This window comes from Cupriavidus sp. HY129 (assembly GCF_059492215.1).
The window spans coordinates 241,705-258,847 of sequence record NZ_CP083256.1; the positions used below are offsets into that span (position 1 = coordinate 241,705).

Below are 17,143 nucleotides of genomic sequence, written 5' to 3' on the forward strand. Positions count from 1 at the left end.
TAATCGATTACATACGTTACGGTAACCTGCGTCAGAGACTGTAAATAACCAATGCCAGTACGGTGATGAGGCGAAAACAGCACTGCGTGCAATCGATTACATAAGTTTAGATTGGTGCGGCATAATGTCAAGCAGTTAACGCAGTCGCGGCCATGGGTTGGAGCAGGAGTCGACGAAGAGGTCGGATCGCTAAGAGACCTTCCCGCGGCGAGGTCACTGTGGGTTGGAGAGCGACTTACTTGGTGGTCTTCCCTTGCAGGGCGTCAGGTACGTCCTTGCCTGAGGACCCAGTGAGTCGATCCTGAGCAAGCAATCTGGGGGCGCTTGCTCGTTGCAGCGTTGGCATGGTGCTCGAGCGACAGAGCAGCAAGAAGTGTGGCCGCTCCCTAGGCCTCAAGCGATGACATGCGGCATATCCGCCCTGGGTAGCCCACCAAACGGAGAGAAGATATGGCCCTGCAACACATCCCGCCCATTCAATGTCTTGTCACCTTCGAGACGGTTGCAAGGCTTCGGAGCGCCACACGTGCCGCCGACGAGTTGTGTGTAACAACCAGCGCCGTGAGTCATCGAATCCGCCAGCTTGAATCTCACCTCGGTGTTGAACTCTTCGGGCGGAGTGACTTCACGCTTTCTGCACATGGTGCAGCGTACCTGGCGAATGTCCGAAGCGGCCTCGCTGCGCTACAGCAGATGCCGGTCAAAAATGGAAAAGCCTCTTCCACGCGACTGCGGGTCGCGGTGACCCCAACTTTCTCCAGGCAGTTCCTGATGCCCAAACTGGAACTGTTCCGCAACAAGTATCCGGACATCGACCTTATCTTGCAGGTCTCCATCCCATTCCTGGACGTCACAGCCGAGCCATCCGATTTGGAAATCCGGTACGGCGCGGGCGGATATGCGGACGTCGATCATCGCGTCGTTCTCTCGGAGGAGGTGGCGCCGGCTTGCAGCCCTACCTATCTCAACGAGTTCGGCCCCTTCGAAGGCTTCGAAATGGCGGGTGAAATCGACCAGGCGCGTCTGATACGTAGCCCGCTTGAGCCTTGGACGACATGGTTCTCCGCATGTGGATTGACGAGAACGGAGCCGCATGTGGGCGCTCAATTCAACGATCTAGGGCTTCTCTATGACGCAGCCGCGTGCGGGTTCGGCGTGGCACTAGTGAGGACCCGTATGGCGCAGTCATGGCTAGAGGGGGGGCGACTCATCCGCATATCGGATCGATCCGTGCCTTCACAGATGGCGCACTACTTATGCTGGGAACCTGGGGCCCTGGAGAGATGGGAGTGCGCCGCCTTTATGGAGTGGCTCACCGACTCGCTAAGTTGAGCGGCCCAAACACGGCAATCAAGTTTTCTGCAACTCAACCGCAAATAACTCTCAACCTGCTATATCGCGTGATTGTCTACAGTCAAGTCATGGCGTCTCGTCGACGCCTTTGACAGAAGTGTATTAGAACCTCCCCACACAATGCATCGCATTCATCGCTCAACGTTTGAGCCTCAGCGCCCGGAAGCAACGCTCCGCCTTGGAGCTGCAGCATCCGTCCAGGCTGATTGCGCGGTTCGCCGGCTCGCTACGGTCGCGCCGTCGCTCCGCACTGATTATCCAATAGACCGGCACAGCACGACGCAGCTTCATCGCACCAGGAGGGCAAAGTCATGAATGCGACGCGTGACGGCTGGTTGGCACATCCTACTGACGCTGAGCGGAGGGAAGCCCGGCGTGCGGAAGTGGTTTCCGCGCTAGAAGGCGTGCTGCCTAGGGACCTTATCCTGTCGCAGCGCGAGGACACCCAGCCATTTGAATGCGATGGCCTTACGGCCTATCGGGCGCAGCCGCTCGTCGTGGTGCTTCCCGAAACAGAAGAGCAGGTTGTTGCCATTCTGCGAACGTGCAAGACGCTCGGTGCGCCCGTCGTGGCTCGGGGCGCAGGCACGGGATTGTCAGGCGGTGCGCTCCCACATGAGATGGGCGTGCTCCTTTCGCTCGCTCGTTTTAACCGGATCGTCAGGGTAGATCCTGTGAGTTGTACCGCAGTGGTCCAATGCGGTGTACGCAACGCCGCAATCAGTGAGGCAGCCGCTACGTATGGGCTGTACTACGCCCCCGATCCGTCCAGCCAGATTGCCTGCACGATCGGTGGAAACGTGGCCGAGAATTCCGGAGGCGTCCATTGCCTCAAGTACGGACTCACGTTGCAGAACGTAATGAAAGTACGGGGATACACCATTCAGGGCGAGGCGATAGAGTTTGGATCGGAAGCCCTTGATGTCCCTGGGCTCGATTTGCTCGGCGTCGTTGTAGGCAGTGAAGGGATGCTCGCAGTGACATTGGAAGTCACCGTCAAGTTAATTCCTAAGCCAGAACTTGCGCGATGCATCGTTGCAAGCTTCGACACCGTCGAAGCCGCTGGTGACGCCGTAGCCAACGTCATCGCGGCCGGCATCATCCCAGCCGGCCTGGAACTGATGGACAAGCCGATGACCGCCGCCGTAGAGGACTTCGTGCATGCTGGCTATGACCTGGACGCGGCCGCAATCCTATTGTGCGAGAGTGATGGGACGGCGTTGGAGGTCGAGGACGAGATTGTGAAGATGAATGCCGTCCTCACCGCCAGCGGGGCCACTCGTCTTGAAGCAAGTCAGGACGAGGCGCAGCGTCTTCGTTTCTGGAGCGGGCGAAAGAATGCATTTCCCGCGACGGGGCGCATGAGCCCGGATTACCTGTGCATGGATTCCACGATTCCTCGCAAGAGTCTCGCTGCGATCCTTCGAGCAATCAGCGAGATGGAGGTGCGCTATGGGCTTCGCTGCGTGAACGTGTTCCACGCCGGCGACGGGAATCTACATCCGCTGATCCTTTTCGACGCCAACAATCCCGAAGAACTGCACCAGGCGGAGCAATTCGGCGCAGAGATTCTGGAAACAAGCGTCACGCTTGGCGGGACGGTGACCGGAGAGCACGGTGTGGGCGTGGAGAAGCTGAACTCAATGTGCGTTCAGTTCTCAGGCGCAGAGCGAGAACAAATGTTTGCGCTGAAACGTGCATTCGATCCGCAATCGCTCTTGAATCCTGGGAAGGTAATTCCGACGCTGCATCGATGTGCCGAATATGGTCGCATGACTGTTCGGCGTGGGATGCTGCCGCATCCAGAAATCCCGAGGTTCTAGAATGACGACGATCCCCACGGAAGTGTCTCATCTGATTGAGACAGTCCTGCATGCAAGAAAAACGAAGACCTCTCTCAACATCGTTGGCGGCGGTACGAAATGCTTCTACGGTGAAGAGCCGTCGGGTGAACCGTGTGATGTCCGGCGCCTCAGCGGAATTTGCAGCTATGAACCGTCTGAGCTGGTTGTCACCGCTCGTGCAGGCACACCGCTAGAAGAACTTGAGGCCGTGCTGGCCGAGCACAATCAGTACCTTGCCTTTGAGCCGCCACGCTTTGCTAAAGGAAGTACTGTCGGAGGAGCGGTCGCGGCAGGTCTGAGCGGGCCAGCACGCGTCGGGGTAGGGTCCATTCGGGACTTCGTTCTCGGCGCGACCATGATTAACGGCAAAGGCGAGCTTCTGACATTCGGCGGGCAAGTGATGAAGAACGTTGCCGGTTATGACGTTTCGCGTCTCCTGGCCGGCTCAATGGGAATACTCGGTGTTATCTGTGAGGTCTCGCTGAAGGTTCTGCCCATTCATTCATCGAGGATCACCCTGGTCATCGAACGCGACGAAGCAGGGGCGTTGTCTCTCTTAAACGGGCTGACTCGGCAAGCATTGCCAGTCAATGCGAGTGCCTGGCACGACGGAAAGCTGTTCCTCCGACTGAGTGGTGCAGCCTCTGCTGTCACGGAAGCCAGAAAGCGTTTGGGCGGGACTGAGCTGGAACCAGACGAAGCGTTGTCCTGGTGGGATGCCGTCCGCGACCACCGCCACGACTTCTTTTCACAGAGCGACGCGCCTCTCTGGCGTGTTTCCGTTCCGGCAGTCTCCCAACCCTTCTTGGCCGCGAATCAGCTTATTGAATGGGGTGGTGCATTGAGATGGCTATACACCGACGATCCCATCGAGGACGTTCGGGAAATGGCGTCATCGCTTGGTGGTCACGCCACGCTGTTCAGGGATCCGCATCATAGGAGCGGCGTGTTCACGCCACCGAGCGATGCGCTCTTCGAGATTCATCGCAATCTCAAGCAAGCGTTTGATCCCGATGGCATCTTCAATGTTGGTCGGCTCTACCCCGGCCTGTAAGGGGCTCCATATGCAGACAAAACTAAGTCATGAGTTTGCCAACACTCCAGAAGGGGCGGAGGCCGAAGAGATTCTGCGCAAGTGCGTGCATTGCGGCTTTTGTACGGCAACGTGTCCGACTTACCTGCTTCTGGGCGATGAACGTAACGGACCCCGGGGACGCATCTACTTGATGAAGCAGTTGCTTGAGGGGGAAGAGGTCACAGCAAGCACCCAACAGAATCTAGACCGCTGCTTGACGTGCCGGAACTGTGAAAGCACCTGTCCCAGCGGTGTCGAGTACGGCAAGCTAGTTCACATTGGGCGGAAGCTAGTCGATGAGCGAATTCCTCGTCCGCCAAAAGACCGCGCGGTGCGTTGGCTGCTGCGTGAGGGGCTAACTTCGCCATTGTTCTTGCCGGCCATGAAGATTGGCCGAATGGTTCGGCCGCTACTTCCTTCCAAGCTCGCCAACAAGCTTACGCCGAGCAGACCTGCGGGTCAGCGCCCAACGCGCCGCCACGCCAGGAAAGTGCTCATGCTCGAAGGTTGTGTGCAGCCGGCGATGATGCCGAACATCAATTCTGCGACCGCGCGGGTACTCGATGCAGCCGACTTTCAGGTTGTAAGTGTTCCTCGAGCCGGTTGCTGTGGCGCGATCCGGCTGCACACCGGAGATCACAAGGGCGGCCTCGATGATATGCGCAGAAACATCGACGCCTGGTGGCCGGCGATTTCCAGCGGTGAAGTCGAGGCAATTGTCATGAACGCGTCCGGCTGCGGCGCGACCGTGAAGGACTACGCCGACTTGCTAAAGCATGACGCGGAGTACGCCGAGAAGGCAGCTCGGGTTAGCGAGTTGACCCGCGACCTGAGCGAATTGCTTCCTGAACTTCTGCCAAGACTGCGCGGCAAAGTCAAAGCGTGCGACAAGCCGGCCTTGGCGTTCCATCCGCCGTGCACGCTGCAACACGGCCAGAAGCTGCGGGGAGTGGTGGAGGAGCATCTGGGACAGTTGGGCTTTTCCGTTCATCGTGCCAGCGTGGAGAGTCACCTTTGTTGCGGCTCAGCCGGCACCTACTCCGTTCTGCAGCCCGAAATTTCACTCCAGCTCAGAGACCGCAAGATCGAGCATCTGAGCGAGAAGCAACCTGACTGCATCGTGTCCGCGAACATCGGTTGCATCCAGCATTTGCAAAGTGGAACGCCCACGCCAGTAAAGCACTGGATCGAGGTACTGGATGATGCAATCGAGCCGGCAGTCCAACCAGAGGAACAAGTATTTATCTAGCGGCAGGGCAAGAAACGGCGTCGAAGTCGGCACGGGCTGCGAGAGCGGCCCATGCAGTAGTGTTTCGCCTCCTGCAAGTAACGCGGTCGGCGAAAAGTTAGTCACATCAAGATAAGAGGAGCATTTTGTGGCGATCTATCGAATTGGAGAGAAAGAACCGACAATTCATCCGAGCTCGTATGTATCCGAGCATGCGGTAATCATCGGCGACGTGGAAATCGCCGAAGACGTGTCCATCTGGCCCGGCGCTGTGATCCGCGGCGACAATGAAAAGATCACGATTAGGCGAGGCGTGAACGTCCAGGAGGGGGCTGTGTTGCACACCGATCCTGGCTTTCCCGTCGAGGTAGGCGAGATGGTCTCCATTGGACACCAGGCGATGCTTCACGGTTGCAAGGTCGGAGCACGTAGTCTGGTCGGCATTCAGGCTGTGATCCTGAATGGATCCGAACTCGGACAACAATGCCTCGTGGGGGCCGGATCCTTGATCGGCGAGCGCAAGAACTTCCCGGCAGGAAGCTTGGTCATGGGCACACCTGCAAAGCAGGTACGTGAACTAACGGAGGAAGTCAAAGCTGCGATCGAGAAGAACGCTGACGACTACATTAACAAGGCGAAGACGTACAAGAAGGACCTGGTCAAGCTGAGTTAGCAAGCTCCGCGCGTCGGCGGATCAAGCGTCGACGCCTTGAGACGAGAGCGCCAGCCAGCGCCTCGTCTCGTCATCCCTCTCCATCAAGATTGGTGCTCCGGCCATCGCGAACGAACGCGACAAGGCCCGGCCTTGAGTTGCTACCCGGCCACAGGCACAGAACCCCTTCACGCGCCGCCGCTGTCTGCGTGGTCGCTACCCTCACCAGTCGGACCATATCGACTCGGTGCCTCCAGGTACTTCGCGCGATCATTCTTCACTGAATCGTTATATCATCTGCTCAGTGATTGCCCCCTTTTTGTAGACATGACAGAACCTACGGTTGAAATGCTTGCGGACGAACTTAGACCCCGCTTGATGCGGATCGTTGTAGCGCTGCGGCGGGAAATGAGAGCGGCGCACGTGCCCCCCGCGCAGAGCGCTGTTCTTAGTGCATTGCTCGTAAGAGGGCCGATGCGAGTTAGCGATCTGGCCAGGAATGAAGGCGTCAGATTGCCTACGATGACGCAGATTGTCGGGCGGATGGTCGACGCCGAGTTAATCGCGCGCTCCGCACCCGTCGGCTCGTACAACAACATGATTCAGATTACTGATGAAGGCCGGGCTGTGGCCGGCAAATTGGCCGCACAGCGGACGGCGGCACTGGGCAAGCGCATGGAGGGATTGACGCCCGAGGAGTTGCAGACGGTGATCGCGATGTTCCCCATCATCGATAAGATGTTCAAAAGAGAACCGTGGCTGGACCACGAGTAATACCAACGAAATCTTCCTGGAAGACGACACGATTCGAGAAGGCTTATCGCTAGCCGGCCGCGCTTGCGCTGCAACTGCGGAGCCATGCAGGGAGTTGTCAGAGTCGCCGAGAGCAACCGCATCGCCCAATATGGGCCGCACTGCCGCGACCTATACGCTAATAAAAAAGGCGCCTAACACTCACTTAGGCGCCAAAACCTGACTGGGAACGTAGCTTCGGGGGAAAGGGCGACGTATCGCCCTTTGCGGCCCCCGATCTACACTTGAGTTACAAATTTCGTGACGAGATAGCCGTCGAACGTCTCGGTCCCACCCTCACTCCCGATACCGCTATCTTTAATGCCTCCAAACGGTGTTTCGGCGAGAGCGCTTCCAAAGTGGTTGATGTTGACCATGCCGGCCTCAAGGCGGGTAGAGACAGCATGCGCTGTCTTCGCTGACTCGGTAAACACGTAAGACGACAGGCCGTAAGTCAGTTTGTTCGCCCGTGCCAGCACCTCATCCAGATCGTCGAATGCTACAACCGGGGCGACAGGGCCGAATGGCTCGCAAGTCATGAGCATGGAGTCGTCTGAAATGTCTATAACGACGCTGGGCGCGAAGAAATGTCCTGTGTCGCTGCACCTGGTCCCTCCCACGACAACCTTTCCGCCGCGCGCTTTGGAGTCGGCAATCAACCCTTCCATTGCAGCAACACGGCGTTGGTTTGCGAGCGGTCCCATCTGTGTCGAGCTGTCTATACCGTTGCCGACCCGCACTGCGCCAATGACGTCCGTAAAACGCCTGAGGAACCTATCGTAAGCCCCGCGCTGGACGAAGAAGCGGGAGGGCGAGACGCATACCTGACCAGCGTTTCGCAGCTTGTAGTTTGCAAGCATCTCGGCGGCGGTATCGACATCCGCATCGTCGAAGACGATTGCAGGGGAGTGACCACCAAGCTCCATAGTGATTCGCTTCATATGGAATCCTGCGAGAGCTGCTAGTTGTTTGCCAACAGCAGTGGACCCCGTAAAGGAGATCTTCTGGACCAGCGGAGATGCAATGAGGTGTGCTGACACCTCCGCCGGGACGCCAAATACAATGTTTAAGCAACCAGGAGGAAGGCCCGCATCATGGAACAGTTGAGCGATCGCCAGCACGGCACTCGGCGTCTCTTCTGGTCCCTTCAGAATGATCGTACAGCCTGCGCCAAGCGCGGCAGAGATTTTCCGGATCGCCTGATTGAAGGGAAAATTCCAAGGGGTGAAGGCTGCGCAGACTCCGACCGGCTGACGTAGCACGAGCTGGCGGACGTTAGGGTTGCGGCTGGGGATCACGCGGCCGTAGATCCGCCGAGCCTCTTCTGCATGCCAGTCCGCATGCTCTGCACAAACCGTTACTTCGCCCACGGCTTCGTGCAGAGGCTTCCCCTGGTCAATGGTCATGTTGCGGCCGATTTCCGGCGCCCTTTGACGGGCGAGCTCCGCAACTTTACGCAAGATTGCACTGCGTTCCAAAGGCGATGAGTCGCGCCACGTCAGGAAAGCTCGATGAGCCGCCTCGACGGCGGTGTCGAGGTCCTCGCGGGTGGCGAGCGGCAGTCGCCCAACGACCTCCTCCGTCGCAGGGTTGACTACGTCCTGGTGTCGCCGGCCTTCAATGCCGAGAAATTCGCCATTGATGTAAAGGGATAATTCTGGATACACAGCGTGTACTCCAATGACTAAGAGGTTAGCTACGAAATTCTGTGCTTGTGACGGAGGTCGATCTATTCGAGCTTAAAATCACCGACCTTAATTACTGCATCAATGCTCTTCTTGCGCTGCTTAAGGTAGCCCTCGAAATCCTCCGGGGACTGCGTAATGACTTCCATTCCAGTGCCTTGCATCCGCGTGCGAAGCTCGCCGTTCTTCAAAATCGTAGCGACATCGCTCTGCATTTTTTTGATTGCGTTCTGGGGCATCTTGGCAGGCGCATACAGGGCGATGGTTCCCGTAAGCTGGACGTCAATCCCCGCTTCCTTGAATGTAGGGACGTTTGGCAGCATAGGCGAGCGTTCTGGCGTCGACACGGCAAAGGCCTTCACTTTTCCAGCCTTAACGAGTTGCGCGATCGGTGCCATATCGATCATGAGCATATCGATCTCGCCTGAAACGATAGCGGGGACACTTTGCCCAGCACTCTTGTAGCCGACTGGGGTCATCTTTACCCCGGTCTTTTGCGCGAACTCCTCCATACCGACACGCATGCCCAAGTTGGCCCATCCGTACGTGAACTTCCCGTTGGCCGCACGAGCTGCCTTAATGAGGTCAGCGAGGTTGTTGTATGGCGCGGAAGCCGGGGTCACCACAACGAGTGGGGTTGCGGCTAGCCCGCTCACAAGGGTGAGTTCCTTGGTGGGATCGACAGCAACAGTGGGGCGCAAGTTTGCGTCGATGATCAACGTGGACGGGGGCATGACCAGAAGGATCGAACCGTCCGGTTCAGCTCGCGCGACAGCCTTGCTGGCGATCGCCCCGTTTGCGCCTGGCCGATTTTCGACGATTACGGGCCGATTCCAGATTTTTGCCAGCTCTTCGCCAACTGCGCGTGCAACTACGTCGGTGCCACCGCCCGGTCCGTAGCCAACAAAGAGCCGGACCGGCAACGGGCCAGATTGCTGGGCGTACAGGATGGAGGGCAGGGCCAGGGAGCAGAGTAGGACTGCTCTGCGGATAGCCGAAGCGGGTTTTGTCATGTTGTCTCCTCTTTTATTATGAAATACAGCCTTAACCTGCTACCGCAGCTGGAGCGTGGCTCTTCGTCCACTCCTCCTTCAACGGCTTGATGTGCTCACGCGCTTTTCTACTGGCGTTCCAACTAAGAACGCCCATCAAAACGTCTCCCTGGTAGTAGCGAAAGATGCAGGAGTCGTCTTTCAGTTGATCCCCTTCGACAACTTCAACGGTGTATTGAGGGCCGATGCGTCCGTAGCTGTGGATTTGGACCTGGTACTGATCCGACCAGAAGAACGGCAGCGGAGCGTATTCAACGCGAGAGCCGAGCATGTTCTTTGCCGCGGCCATCGCCTGTTCGCTTGCATTCGTCCGGTGTTCAATACGCATGTGCTCGCCGTAGCCTTTGTGAAACCACTCTGCAGCATCGCCGGCGGCATATACGTTCGGGGCTGCTTCACAGTATTCATTGCAGACTACGCCGCTGCGGATGTTTAATCCGCTGCACCACTGCACGCTGGGAACTGCGCCGATAGCCACAACAATTACGTCGCAAGCAATCACAACCCCAGTGTCCAAGCGGACTTCGGTAATGGTGCGGTCACGCCATTTCACCTCCCTGAGTTCGCAGTCGTTGTGGAAAACCACGCCGTTGGCTTCATGGAGTTTTTCGATCCGCTTCCCAACGATATCCCCGACTCGCGCCCCGAGAGGAACTTTCGACTTGTCGATGACGGTCACCTCACAGCCGCTGGTCTTTGCAATCGCCGCTAACTCTGTGCCGATGAAGCCCGCGCCGACTACTAGTACCCGCTTTCCGGCAGTCAGATGTTCCCGAATCGCCAGCGCGTCGTTTAAGTTGCGCAGGCTGTAGCAGTTCGCCGCCTGGCTGAGGTTGGGAATCACTCGAGCGTCCGCGCCCGTGGCGATCAGCAAGCGATCATATTGAAGTGTGGAGCCGTTGCTGAGTTGCAGTGAACTGGCGTCCGTATCGAGGCCGGTGGCCGATGTCCCGTCCAGGTAGTGCAGGTTCAGCGCCTTCATGCCGTCTTCGGACACAAGGTTGAGCGCCTCTACCGGACATTCTCCTGCCATCAGCCGCTTTGAAAGAGGAGGGCGGTCATAGGGCATGCCGCCTTCCTTTCCAATCAGCGTGAGCCGCCCTCCCCAGCCCTGTGCGCGCAGCGCTCGTGCTGCCGTGATGCCGGCGGCCGAGGCGCCGGCAACGACGATGTGCTCGGGGGAGTTCATCACTGATCCTCGTGAATCTCGATGGCGAGCGCTGGGCAGATGCCAGCCGCCAGGCGTGCTGATTCGAATTGGTCAGCCGACGGCTCTGCGTTCAAGAGAATGACGATGCCATTGTCCTTTTGGTCGAACAGATCCGGCGCGTTGACGACACATTGACCAGAACCGCAGCACTTTTCGGGGTAGATTGTGATTTTCATGATGCTTCTCATTTAAGTCGGGATTACCAGCGAACAGGGAGTTCCTTGACGCCATACATGAGTGAATCGCCCTTGAACTCAAGGCTTTCCACGGGAACAGCAAGCTCGAGGTTCGGAAACCGCTCCAGCAAGGCGGTGAACATGATCTGCATTTCGAGCCGTGCGAGGGGTTGACCGATGCACTGATGCGGGCCGTATCCGAACGAGACCTGCGTCCTTGAATCTCGGCGAAGGTCGAACACATTCGGATCTTCAAATTTCGAGCTGTCGCGATTGGCCGAGACACTCAGCACTACAACGGGGTCGCCCGCCTGGATCATTTGTCCGTTCACGACAATGTCCTCGGTCGCGACACGACGCTTTCCTGAATGTGTGACATCCAGATAGCGCAGAATTTCTTCCACCGCATTTGGAACGAGGCTTGTGTCTTGTCGAAGCTCATTCCAGATATCCGGTCGTTGCAGGAGGAAAAGCACTCCCATTGCGGTCGTATTCGCCGTGGTCTCGTGGCCGGCAATCAGCAAGAGCCTTGCAAGGGAAACAACGTCCGTTTCGGTGATATCGCCCTTTCGTACGTGATTGACGATGAGGCGGCTGAGGATATCTTCCCCGGGGTTCTCCGATCTCTTCGCCACCAGGCCCTTCAGGTACACCTCGCACAACTCATGATTTGCGGCGATGGCCTCCTCAAGCGTCGCACTACTCGACGTCAGGACCATCGCCAGTTCCTGAAAGAAGTCATGGTCTTCGTACGGAACGCCAAGCAACTCTGAGATCGCCAATGCCGGCGTAGCCAACGTAAAGGCGCTAACCAGGTCGGAGGGTTGAGGCTTTGTTGCGAAGTCGTCCAGCAGCTTGTCTACGATCGCCTGAATCCGCGGGCGAAGGGCCTCGATTTTGCGGATCGAGAATTCACCTGTCAGCATGCGCCGATGCTCTGCATGCTTGGGTGCATCCATGGTGATGAAGGTCCGGTTACTACCCCGGGCAACTTTCATTGCAGCACTGACAGTGGGATAGCCGGGATTCGTAATGTCAGAACTAAAGCGAGGGTCAGACAGGACCGAGCGGACGTCGTCATAGCGCGTAATCAGCCAGGCGATCTTTCCGTCCCAGAGCCTAGCTTGCCCCAAGCCGCTTCCTTGCTGCATCTGGAAGTACACCGGCGGCGGCGACAAAGGATCGACCCGTTCGGGCGGAAAGTCGGGGATGCCGCTGTCCCCGCCAGCGTGCATCGGACACGTGGACTGCGCAGGTGAGGCCGCGTGAAACGGGCAGCCAGTCGACTGCGTGGGGGTTTGGGGGGCGGTCATGAATATGTCTCCGATGGGAAATTGTGAGTACATATTAGGTAGCCTACCTACTATGTGCAAAAGGGGTTTACCCTAATCGGTGCAGAGGATTGACCTCGCGTCACAAATCTCGAGCGGGACCAGGGGTGGGAGAGGAGGGCGTGGCTAGACTGGGGGAGCCCAGTTGGCCTGAAGGCGGGCGACCGCCGATTTCAGTGGTCAAGATATGCCGCCGGTGACCCACTGGGTATGCGCGAGGACTGTTTGCCTTCTGGTTGTTATAGCTCGTCCCAGGGTAGATATGCGGTCCGGCCGGGCTGGCTGACGACAGAGGTCGGTACCGAGTGAGGCGCGGCCGGAGGCCCGCTTGGGACCTGCTGGAGGCCACCTTTGACGCCGGGACCTTCCGTGAGGTCGGGATCGCAGGGCTTCGGTTCTTACCTATGCATAGGCGTGAAAAAACACCCGCATGGACGTGGGGTTAGAAGTGTGCGATCGCCACCACTCGCTGACCAAGGGGGCAGCCTCACGACGCGTTGTTAAAGAGGCGCGGGGGGACAGTGAAGCCGGTGCAAGAAGGCAAGCGAGAAAGCCGAAGCGACCTCGCTTTGGCAGCCTACAAATCAAATAAATAGGCTCCAGCTCTCCCCTAACTCGGCACTGAGGTACTCGAACATCGACATGAATCGAAAGCGCTCCCATTGATTGAACGCCTCGCGTACCGCTGCCATCAGTGACATAGCTACCTCCGGGGTGATCGACTTTAGTTAGGGGGGCCACCGCAAGAAAAAAGCAGGTCTTTCAACACTCGTTCGCATCGGCGCATAGCCCATTCCACGATGCAATCGATTACATGGAGCATAGGTCGCCACGATGGTCTGTCAAGATAAAGTGTAAAAGTGCCATTTGCGGCTCAAAATCAGCCACCTGACTTCGTTGATGGGAGGGTAAACGCCTATTTGATTGTAATAGGTAGGCTACCTAATATTTACGACAAATAAGAGTAAGCGCGCTTCGGTTTTTCAAACATTGCTTATAGAAGTGGAGACAAAATCAATGCAACATCATCCCCGAAGAGGTTCGACCCCCACCCCCCAGCGGGTCCGGGATGTTCTCAAGCCGATCTCCGGTGCCGCCGTGGGAAACATGCTGGAGTGGTTTGACTACTCGTTGTATGGCTATCTATCCGCCACCCTGGCGAAGGTGTTCTTCCCAAGCAGCGACCCGATCGTTAGCCTGATAGCGGCTTTCGCGGCATTCTCCGTCGCATTCGTTACCCGACCACTCGGCGCTCTGTTTTTTGGATCGCTGGGAGACCGGCTTGGACGGCGCGATACGCTCGCGATTGTCGTTGGTTTGATCAGCGTTTCGACGGTGTTGGTCGGTGTCCTACCGGGATACGAGGCGATTGGCATCGCCGCTCCTTTGCTGCTGGTAGCCCTACGCATGATTCAGGGATTTTCCGCGGGAGGCGAAGCAGGTGGAGCACTCGCATTCCTTGCCGAGTACGCCCCGACACGCCGGCGTGGCGTTGTGATCGGGTTCTTTGGTATGTCGGCTGGAATTGGTGCGTTGAGCGGATCCGGTCTTGTTCTGGCGATCACCAGCATTTTTGGTCAGACGGCAGTTGAGGCATGGGCCTGGCGATTGCCCTTCCTGATCGCTGGCCCGATTGGGTTGGGTGCGTTCTGGCTGCGGCTGCGCATCGAGGAAACACCGGCATTCCGGTTGCACTTGGAACGCGAGGGCGCGGCACAAGCACCATTGCGGGAGGCCCTTCGTGACGACTGGCGAAGCATTGTCAAATGTCTTGGCGTAGCGATCTCACACGGCATCCCTTACTACTTGATCCTGGCGTATCTCCCGTCATATCTCGTGTCAACTGGTCGGTTGAGTAGCGGGCAAGCTCTAGCGGCGTCCGGCCTGGCCTTTCTGGGTTCAGTGATTGTGATCCCATTCGCTGCAGCGCTATCCGACCGCGTGGGTCGACGACCCGTCGCCTTTACGGCGGCATTGGCATACCTCGTCGTTGCGCTTCCTTTGTTCCGGATCGTCGTGGGCTCGACACCAGAGGTGGTAATTGCCACGATGGCTAGCGTCGGTGTACTGATAGGGATGTATGGCAGCGCGCCGTTCTGCATGATGACGGAGCTGTTTCCGACACGCACACGCTACAGCGCCATGTCGATAGGCTACAACATGGCCATGGTGCTATTTGGCGGCACCGCTCCTTTAATCAGCGCTTCTCTGACGAAGCTGACCGGAAACCCTTCATCACCCGCCTATTTCATGATGGGAGGCGCGGTGTTGTCTATTTTTGCCATCTTGGCGTCTCCTGAAACGTCACGAGTACCGATTGACGAGCTCGGACAGTCGGACGAGCACATTCGCCGCGTGCGCATGGCGCTCAAGGCATCGGCTCGCGTTGAGTGATCTCCTGATTATGAAAACCGCTACATACGACTACATTGTTATCGGCGCCGGCTCGGCAGGGTGTGTTCTCGCTTCTCGGCTGAGTGAAGATCCCAGCGTCAAGGTACTGCTGATAGAGGCGGGCGCTCCCGCGTCATCCATCTTTGTTCAGATGCCGGCAGGGATCCGGGTTCTCTATAAGAGTCAAAAATTCAACTGGCGCTATTGGACGGAGCCCCAGACACAGCTGGACAATCGGAATATTTATATACCCCGGGGCAAGGTGGTGGGCGGTTCATCCTCGATCAATTCCATGATTGCTATCCGGGGGAACCGATCCGATTACGACAACTGGGCATCTCAGGGCCTGTCGGGCTGGGACTATGAATCCCTTCGTCCTTATTTTCGAAAGATTGAGGATGCATCACTGGTAACGAAGGCGAGGAATGACGATCGCGGGTACGCGGGTCCGATTCGCCTGTCATACGGCACGCAGCAAAACGCCATATCGACTTCGTTCATAGAGAGCGCAGTATCTGCCGGTATGCCCGAGAACAACGGATTCAATGGCGCGTCGCAGGTAGGCGCAGGATTCTACGAGCTTACGATTGCCGAGGGAAAGCGATCCGGCGCTTATCGTTACCTGGATCGAGCAGGTAACCGATCCAATCTGACATTAATGGCGAACTGTAAAGTCCGCAGGATTCTCCTTGCTGGAAAGCGAGCGCAAGGCGTAGTGATTGAGGATGGATGGGAGGAGGTGGAGCTTCGCGCGGACCGGGAAGTGATTCTGACAGCAGGAGCCATTGCCTCACCGCAACTCCTGATGCTGTCGGGGATCGGACCGGCCAAACATCTGCAGTCGATTGGTATCGCTCCCGTGGTCGATCTGCAAGGCGTCGGTGAGAACCTTCAGGACCATCTTGATTGCGCGATTCGCTTAGAAGCGTCGCAGCCCAATACGCTTACGCCCTATATCGGCCTGGTAAGAGGCGGAATGGCAGGAGCTCGCTATCTTCTTTCAGGAGGCGGGCCGGCTTCCTCTCAAGGCGTTGAGGCAGGAGCATTCTACAGCTCCGGCGGAAATCCGGATCTGCCTGAGTGGCAGGCCCATCTGATCATTGCGATGCGTAATCCACCGCCGAACGAAAAAGTTCCCCACGGATTTGCAGTCCGCGTATGCCAGCTGCGTCCAAAAAGTAGAGGCGTGCTGCGACTGCGTTCCTCAGATCCGTCCGCTTCTCCCCGAATCGACCCTCGCTTCCTCTCAGACGAGTCTGACCTGGAGAGTTTGGTGCGCGGCGTGGAACGCACGTGCGAGATTGTCGACCAGCCGGCGCTCCGGAAGTACATCAAACGAAGGCTCGACATCGATGCTTTCTCCACCGGTGCAGCCCGTAAGGCATGGATACGCTCGCATGCGGAAACCATCTATCACCCGGTTGGCACGTGTCGCATGGGAGTCGACGACAACGCTGTTGTTGATGAGGAGTTGAAAGTTCGCGGGGTTGAGAATTTGAGAGTAATTGATGGATCTGTGATGCCCACGATCATCAGTGGGAACACGAACCTTCCCATTATGGCCATGGCAGAGAAGGCCGCAGACTTGATACGAAATTCACGCACATCCGCTCGTTGAAGTTTTCGGAGAACTCTGTTCACTGGCGATTGGAGCTTGCTCCGTCGCCTTCTTCCCGGTTGTCCCCTTACACGGGGACGAAAGGTTGCAGCATAGATTTCCCAGCATCGAACGGGAACGTCTACGGGCTTGCGTCGTTTGATGGAAGCGTTGGGCCACACCCTTTCTCTCAAGCGCCGAAACCGCCGGAATGCCAAAGCGCGGGTTCCAGCAAAGAGGACCACGTGAACAAGGGACTCGCCAGTCAACACATACCCATCACGGGCGCGTCACAGGGCATCGGCCGCTGGACATTCCCTGTACTTCAATAACCTTAAGGAGATAAGAATGGTCAAGTTCACCTATTTGGTACTCACGAACGCGGTTCCGGGGCGTGAAGAAGAGTTCAATCGCTGGTATACCGAGCAGCACCTTCCAGACGTGTTGCGTGTACCGGGCGTGGTGAGTGCACAGCGCTTCAGTCGCACGGAGCAGCAGCGAAAAGCGGGGCCTCATCCGTGGCAGTACCTGGCACTCTATAACTGCGAAGCCGCTGACCCGCAGGTCGTCACAGATGGGATCCAGGCTCGCGTCAACACAGCGGAGATGCAAATGAGTGACACGGTAGGCGATGTCAAATATGGTTGCTATTTCGAGCCAATCACCGAGGTGATTCGCAGTAAGTAGACGGCATGGAAGTACCTGCTTTCCCGTCGTCTCAAAGATGAGTCGGGTAGAAGCTCAACAGCTTCTC

14 protein-coding genes are annotated in these 17,143 nt (G+C 57.5%); 9 read left to right on the forward strand and 5 right to left on the reverse strand.

The genetic code is table 11. From position 1 onward, the window contains the following. The first annotated feature begins 450 nt into the window (after nt 1–450). The 6 genes from K6G35_RS30085 to K6G35_RS30110 all read left to right on the forward strand — a co-directional run bounded on the left by K6G35_RS30085 (nt 451) and on the right by K6G35_RS30110 (nt 6,926). A complete protein-coding gene (locus K6G35_RS30085) occupies nt 451–1,332 on the forward strand; it encodes a LysR substrate-binding domain-containing protein (protein WP_058698233.1) in 882 nt (293 codons plus the stop codon). 332 nt (nt 1,333–1,664) lie between these two features. Continuing rightward, nucleotides 1,665–3,176: an FAD-linked oxidase C-terminal domain-containing protein gene (locus tag K6G35_RS30090; RefSeq protein WP_043355338.1), complete on the forward strand. Its 1,512-nt coding sequence runs from the start codon at nt 1,665–1,667 to the stop codon at nt 3,174–3,176. A 1-nt stretch (nt 3,177) separates the two neighbouring features. Continuing rightward, nucleotides 3,178–4,251 carry a glycolate oxidase subunit GlcE gene (gene glcE, locus K6G35_RS30095; RefSeq protein ID WP_058698234.1) on the forward strand — a complete coding sequence of 358 codons (1,074 nt, stop codon included), beginning with the start codon at nt 3,178–3,180 and terminating at the stop codon, nt 4,249–4,251. A gap of 10 nt (nt 4,252–4,261) precedes the next feature. Beyond that, nucleotides 4,262–5,521 (forward strand): glycolate oxidase subunit GlcF, encoded by a 1,260-nt coding sequence (gene glcF, locus K6G35_RS30100; protein WP_043358198.1) that lies wholly within the window; start codon nt 4,262–4,264, stop codon nt 5,519–5,521. Between the two features lie 127 nt (nt 5,522–5,648). Continuing rightward, complete coding sequence (locus K6G35_RS30105; protein ID WP_058698235.1) at nt 5,649–6,173, forward strand: gamma carbonic anhydrase family protein; 525 nt, start codon at nt 5,649–5,651, stop codon at nt 6,171–6,173. Between the two features lie 387 nt (nt 6,174–6,560). Continuing rightward, nucleotides 6,561–6,926 (forward strand): MarR family transcriptional regulator, encoded by a 366-nt coding sequence (locus K6G35_RS30110; RefSeq protein WP_224040759.1) that lies wholly within the window; start codon nt 6,561–6,563, stop codon nt 6,924–6,926. Nucleotides 6,927–7,183: 257 nt separating this feature from the next. Here the strand turns inward: K6G35_RS30110 and K6G35_RS30115 are convergent, their stop codons facing one another. The 5 genes from K6G35_RS30115 to K6G35_RS30135 all read right to left on the reverse strand — a co-directional run bounded on the left by K6G35_RS30115 (nt 7,184) and on the right by K6G35_RS30135 (nt 12,380). Next, on the reverse strand, nt 7,184–8,611 hold the full coding sequence (locus tag K6G35_RS30115) for an NAD-dependent succinate-semialdehyde dehydrogenase (protein ID WP_058698237.1): 1,428 nt from the start codon (nt 8,609–8,611) through the stop codon (nt 7,184–7,186). A 62-nt stretch (nt 8,612–8,673) separates the two neighbouring features. After that, nucleotides 8,674–9,642 carry a Bug family tripartite tricarboxylate transporter substrate binding protein gene (locus K6G35_RS30120; RefSeq protein WP_043355327.1) on the reverse strand — a complete coding sequence of 323 codons (969 nt, stop codon included), beginning with the start codon at nt 9,640–9,642 and terminating at the stop codon, nt 8,674–8,676. 31 nt (nt 9,643–9,673) lie between these two features. Continuing rightward, the gene (locus K6G35_RS30125; RefSeq protein WP_058698238.1) at nt 9,674–10,870 is read right to left on the reverse strand and encodes an NAD(P)/FAD-dependent oxidoreductase; all 1,197 of its coding nucleotides are present in this window, start codon (nt 10,868–10,870) and stop codon (nt 9,674–9,676) included. After that, nucleotides 10,870–11,067, reverse strand: coding sequence for a ferredoxin (locus K6G35_RS30130; protein WP_043355325.1), 198 nt, complete (start codon nt 11,065–11,067; stop codon nt 10,870–10,872). Before K6G35_RS30130 ends, K6G35_RS30125 begins: the two co-directional genes overlap by 1 nt. Before the next feature lie 23 nt (nt 11,068–11,090). Beyond that, nucleotides 11,091–12,380: a cytochrome P450 gene (locus K6G35_RS30135; RefSeq protein ID WP_196765234.1), complete on the reverse strand. Its 1,290-nt coding sequence runs from the start codon at nt 12,378–12,380 to the stop codon at nt 11,091–11,093. A 1,035-nt stretch (nt 12,381–13,415) separates the two neighbouring features. Between K6G35_RS30135 and K6G35_RS30140 the strand changes: the two genes are divergently transcribed. The 3 genes from K6G35_RS30140 to K6G35_RS30150 all read left to right on the forward strand — a co-directional run bounded on the left by K6G35_RS30140 (nt 13,416) and on the right by K6G35_RS30150 (nt 17,076). Continuing rightward, nucleotides 13,416–14,792, forward strand: coding sequence for an MFS transporter (locus tag K6G35_RS30140; protein ID WP_070940839.1), 1,377 nt, complete (start codon nt 13,416–13,418; stop codon nt 14,790–14,792). Between the two features lie 10 nt (nt 14,793–14,802). After that, nucleotides 14,803–16,410, forward strand: coding sequence for a GMC family oxidoreductase (locus tag K6G35_RS30145; protein WP_058698260.1), 1,608 nt, complete (start codon nt 14,803–14,805; stop codon nt 16,408–16,410). A gap of 327 nt (nt 16,411–16,737) precedes the next feature. Next, nucleotides 16,738–17,076, forward strand: a complete 339-nt coding sequence (locus K6G35_RS30150; RefSeq protein ID WP_052495067.1) for an EthD domain-containing protein — start codon at nt 16,738–16,740, stop codon at nt 17,074–17,076. The last annotated feature ends 67 nt before the right edge of the window (nt 17,077–17,143 follow it).

Coding starts and splice junctions, on each gene's coding strand:
- K6G35_RS30085 (WP_058698233.1), top strand. CDS start 451: ATGGCCCTGCAACACATCCCGCCCATTCAATGTCTTGTCACCTTCGAG.
- K6G35_RS30090 (WP_043355338.1), top strand. CDS start 1,665: ATGAATGCGACGCGTGACGGCTGGTTGGCACATCCTACTGACGCTGAG.
- glcE (WP_058698234.1), top strand. CDS start 3,178: ATGACGACGATCCCCACGGAAGTGTCTCATCTGATTGAGACAGTCCTG.
- glcF (WP_043358198.1), top strand. CDS start 4,262: ATGCAGACAAAACTAAGTCATGAGTTTGCCAACACTCCAGAAGGGGCG.
- K6G35_RS30110 (WP_224040759.1), top strand. CDS start 6,561: ATGAGAGCGGCGCACGTGCCCCCCGCGCAGAGCGCTGTTCTTAGTGCA.
- K6G35_RS30120 (WP_043355327.1), bottom strand. CDS start 9,642: ATGACAAAACCCGCTTCGGCTATCCGCAGAGCAGTCCTACTCTGCTCC.
- K6G35_RS30125 (WP_058698238.1), bottom strand. CDS start 10,870: ATGAACTCCCCCGAGCACATCGTCGTTGCCGGCGCCTCGGCCGCCGGC.
- K6G35_RS30130 (WP_043355325.1), bottom strand. CDS start 11,067: ATGAAAATCACAATCTACCCCGAAAAGTGCTGCGGTTCTGGTCAATGT.
- K6G35_RS30135 (WP_196765234.1), bottom strand. CDS start 12,380: ATGACCGCCCCCCAAACCCCCACGCAGTCGACTGGCTGCCCGTTTCAC.
- K6G35_RS30140 (WP_070940839.1), top strand. CDS start 13,416: ATGCAACATCATCCCCGAAGAGGTTCGACCCCCACCCCCCAGCGGGTC.
- K6G35_RS30145 (WP_058698260.1), top strand. CDS start 14,803: ATGAAAACCGCTACATACGACTACATTGTTATCGGCGCCGGCTCGGCA.
- K6G35_RS30150 (WP_052495067.1), top strand. CDS start 16,738: ATGGTCAAGTTCACCTATTTGGTACTCACGAACGCGGTTCCGGGGCGT.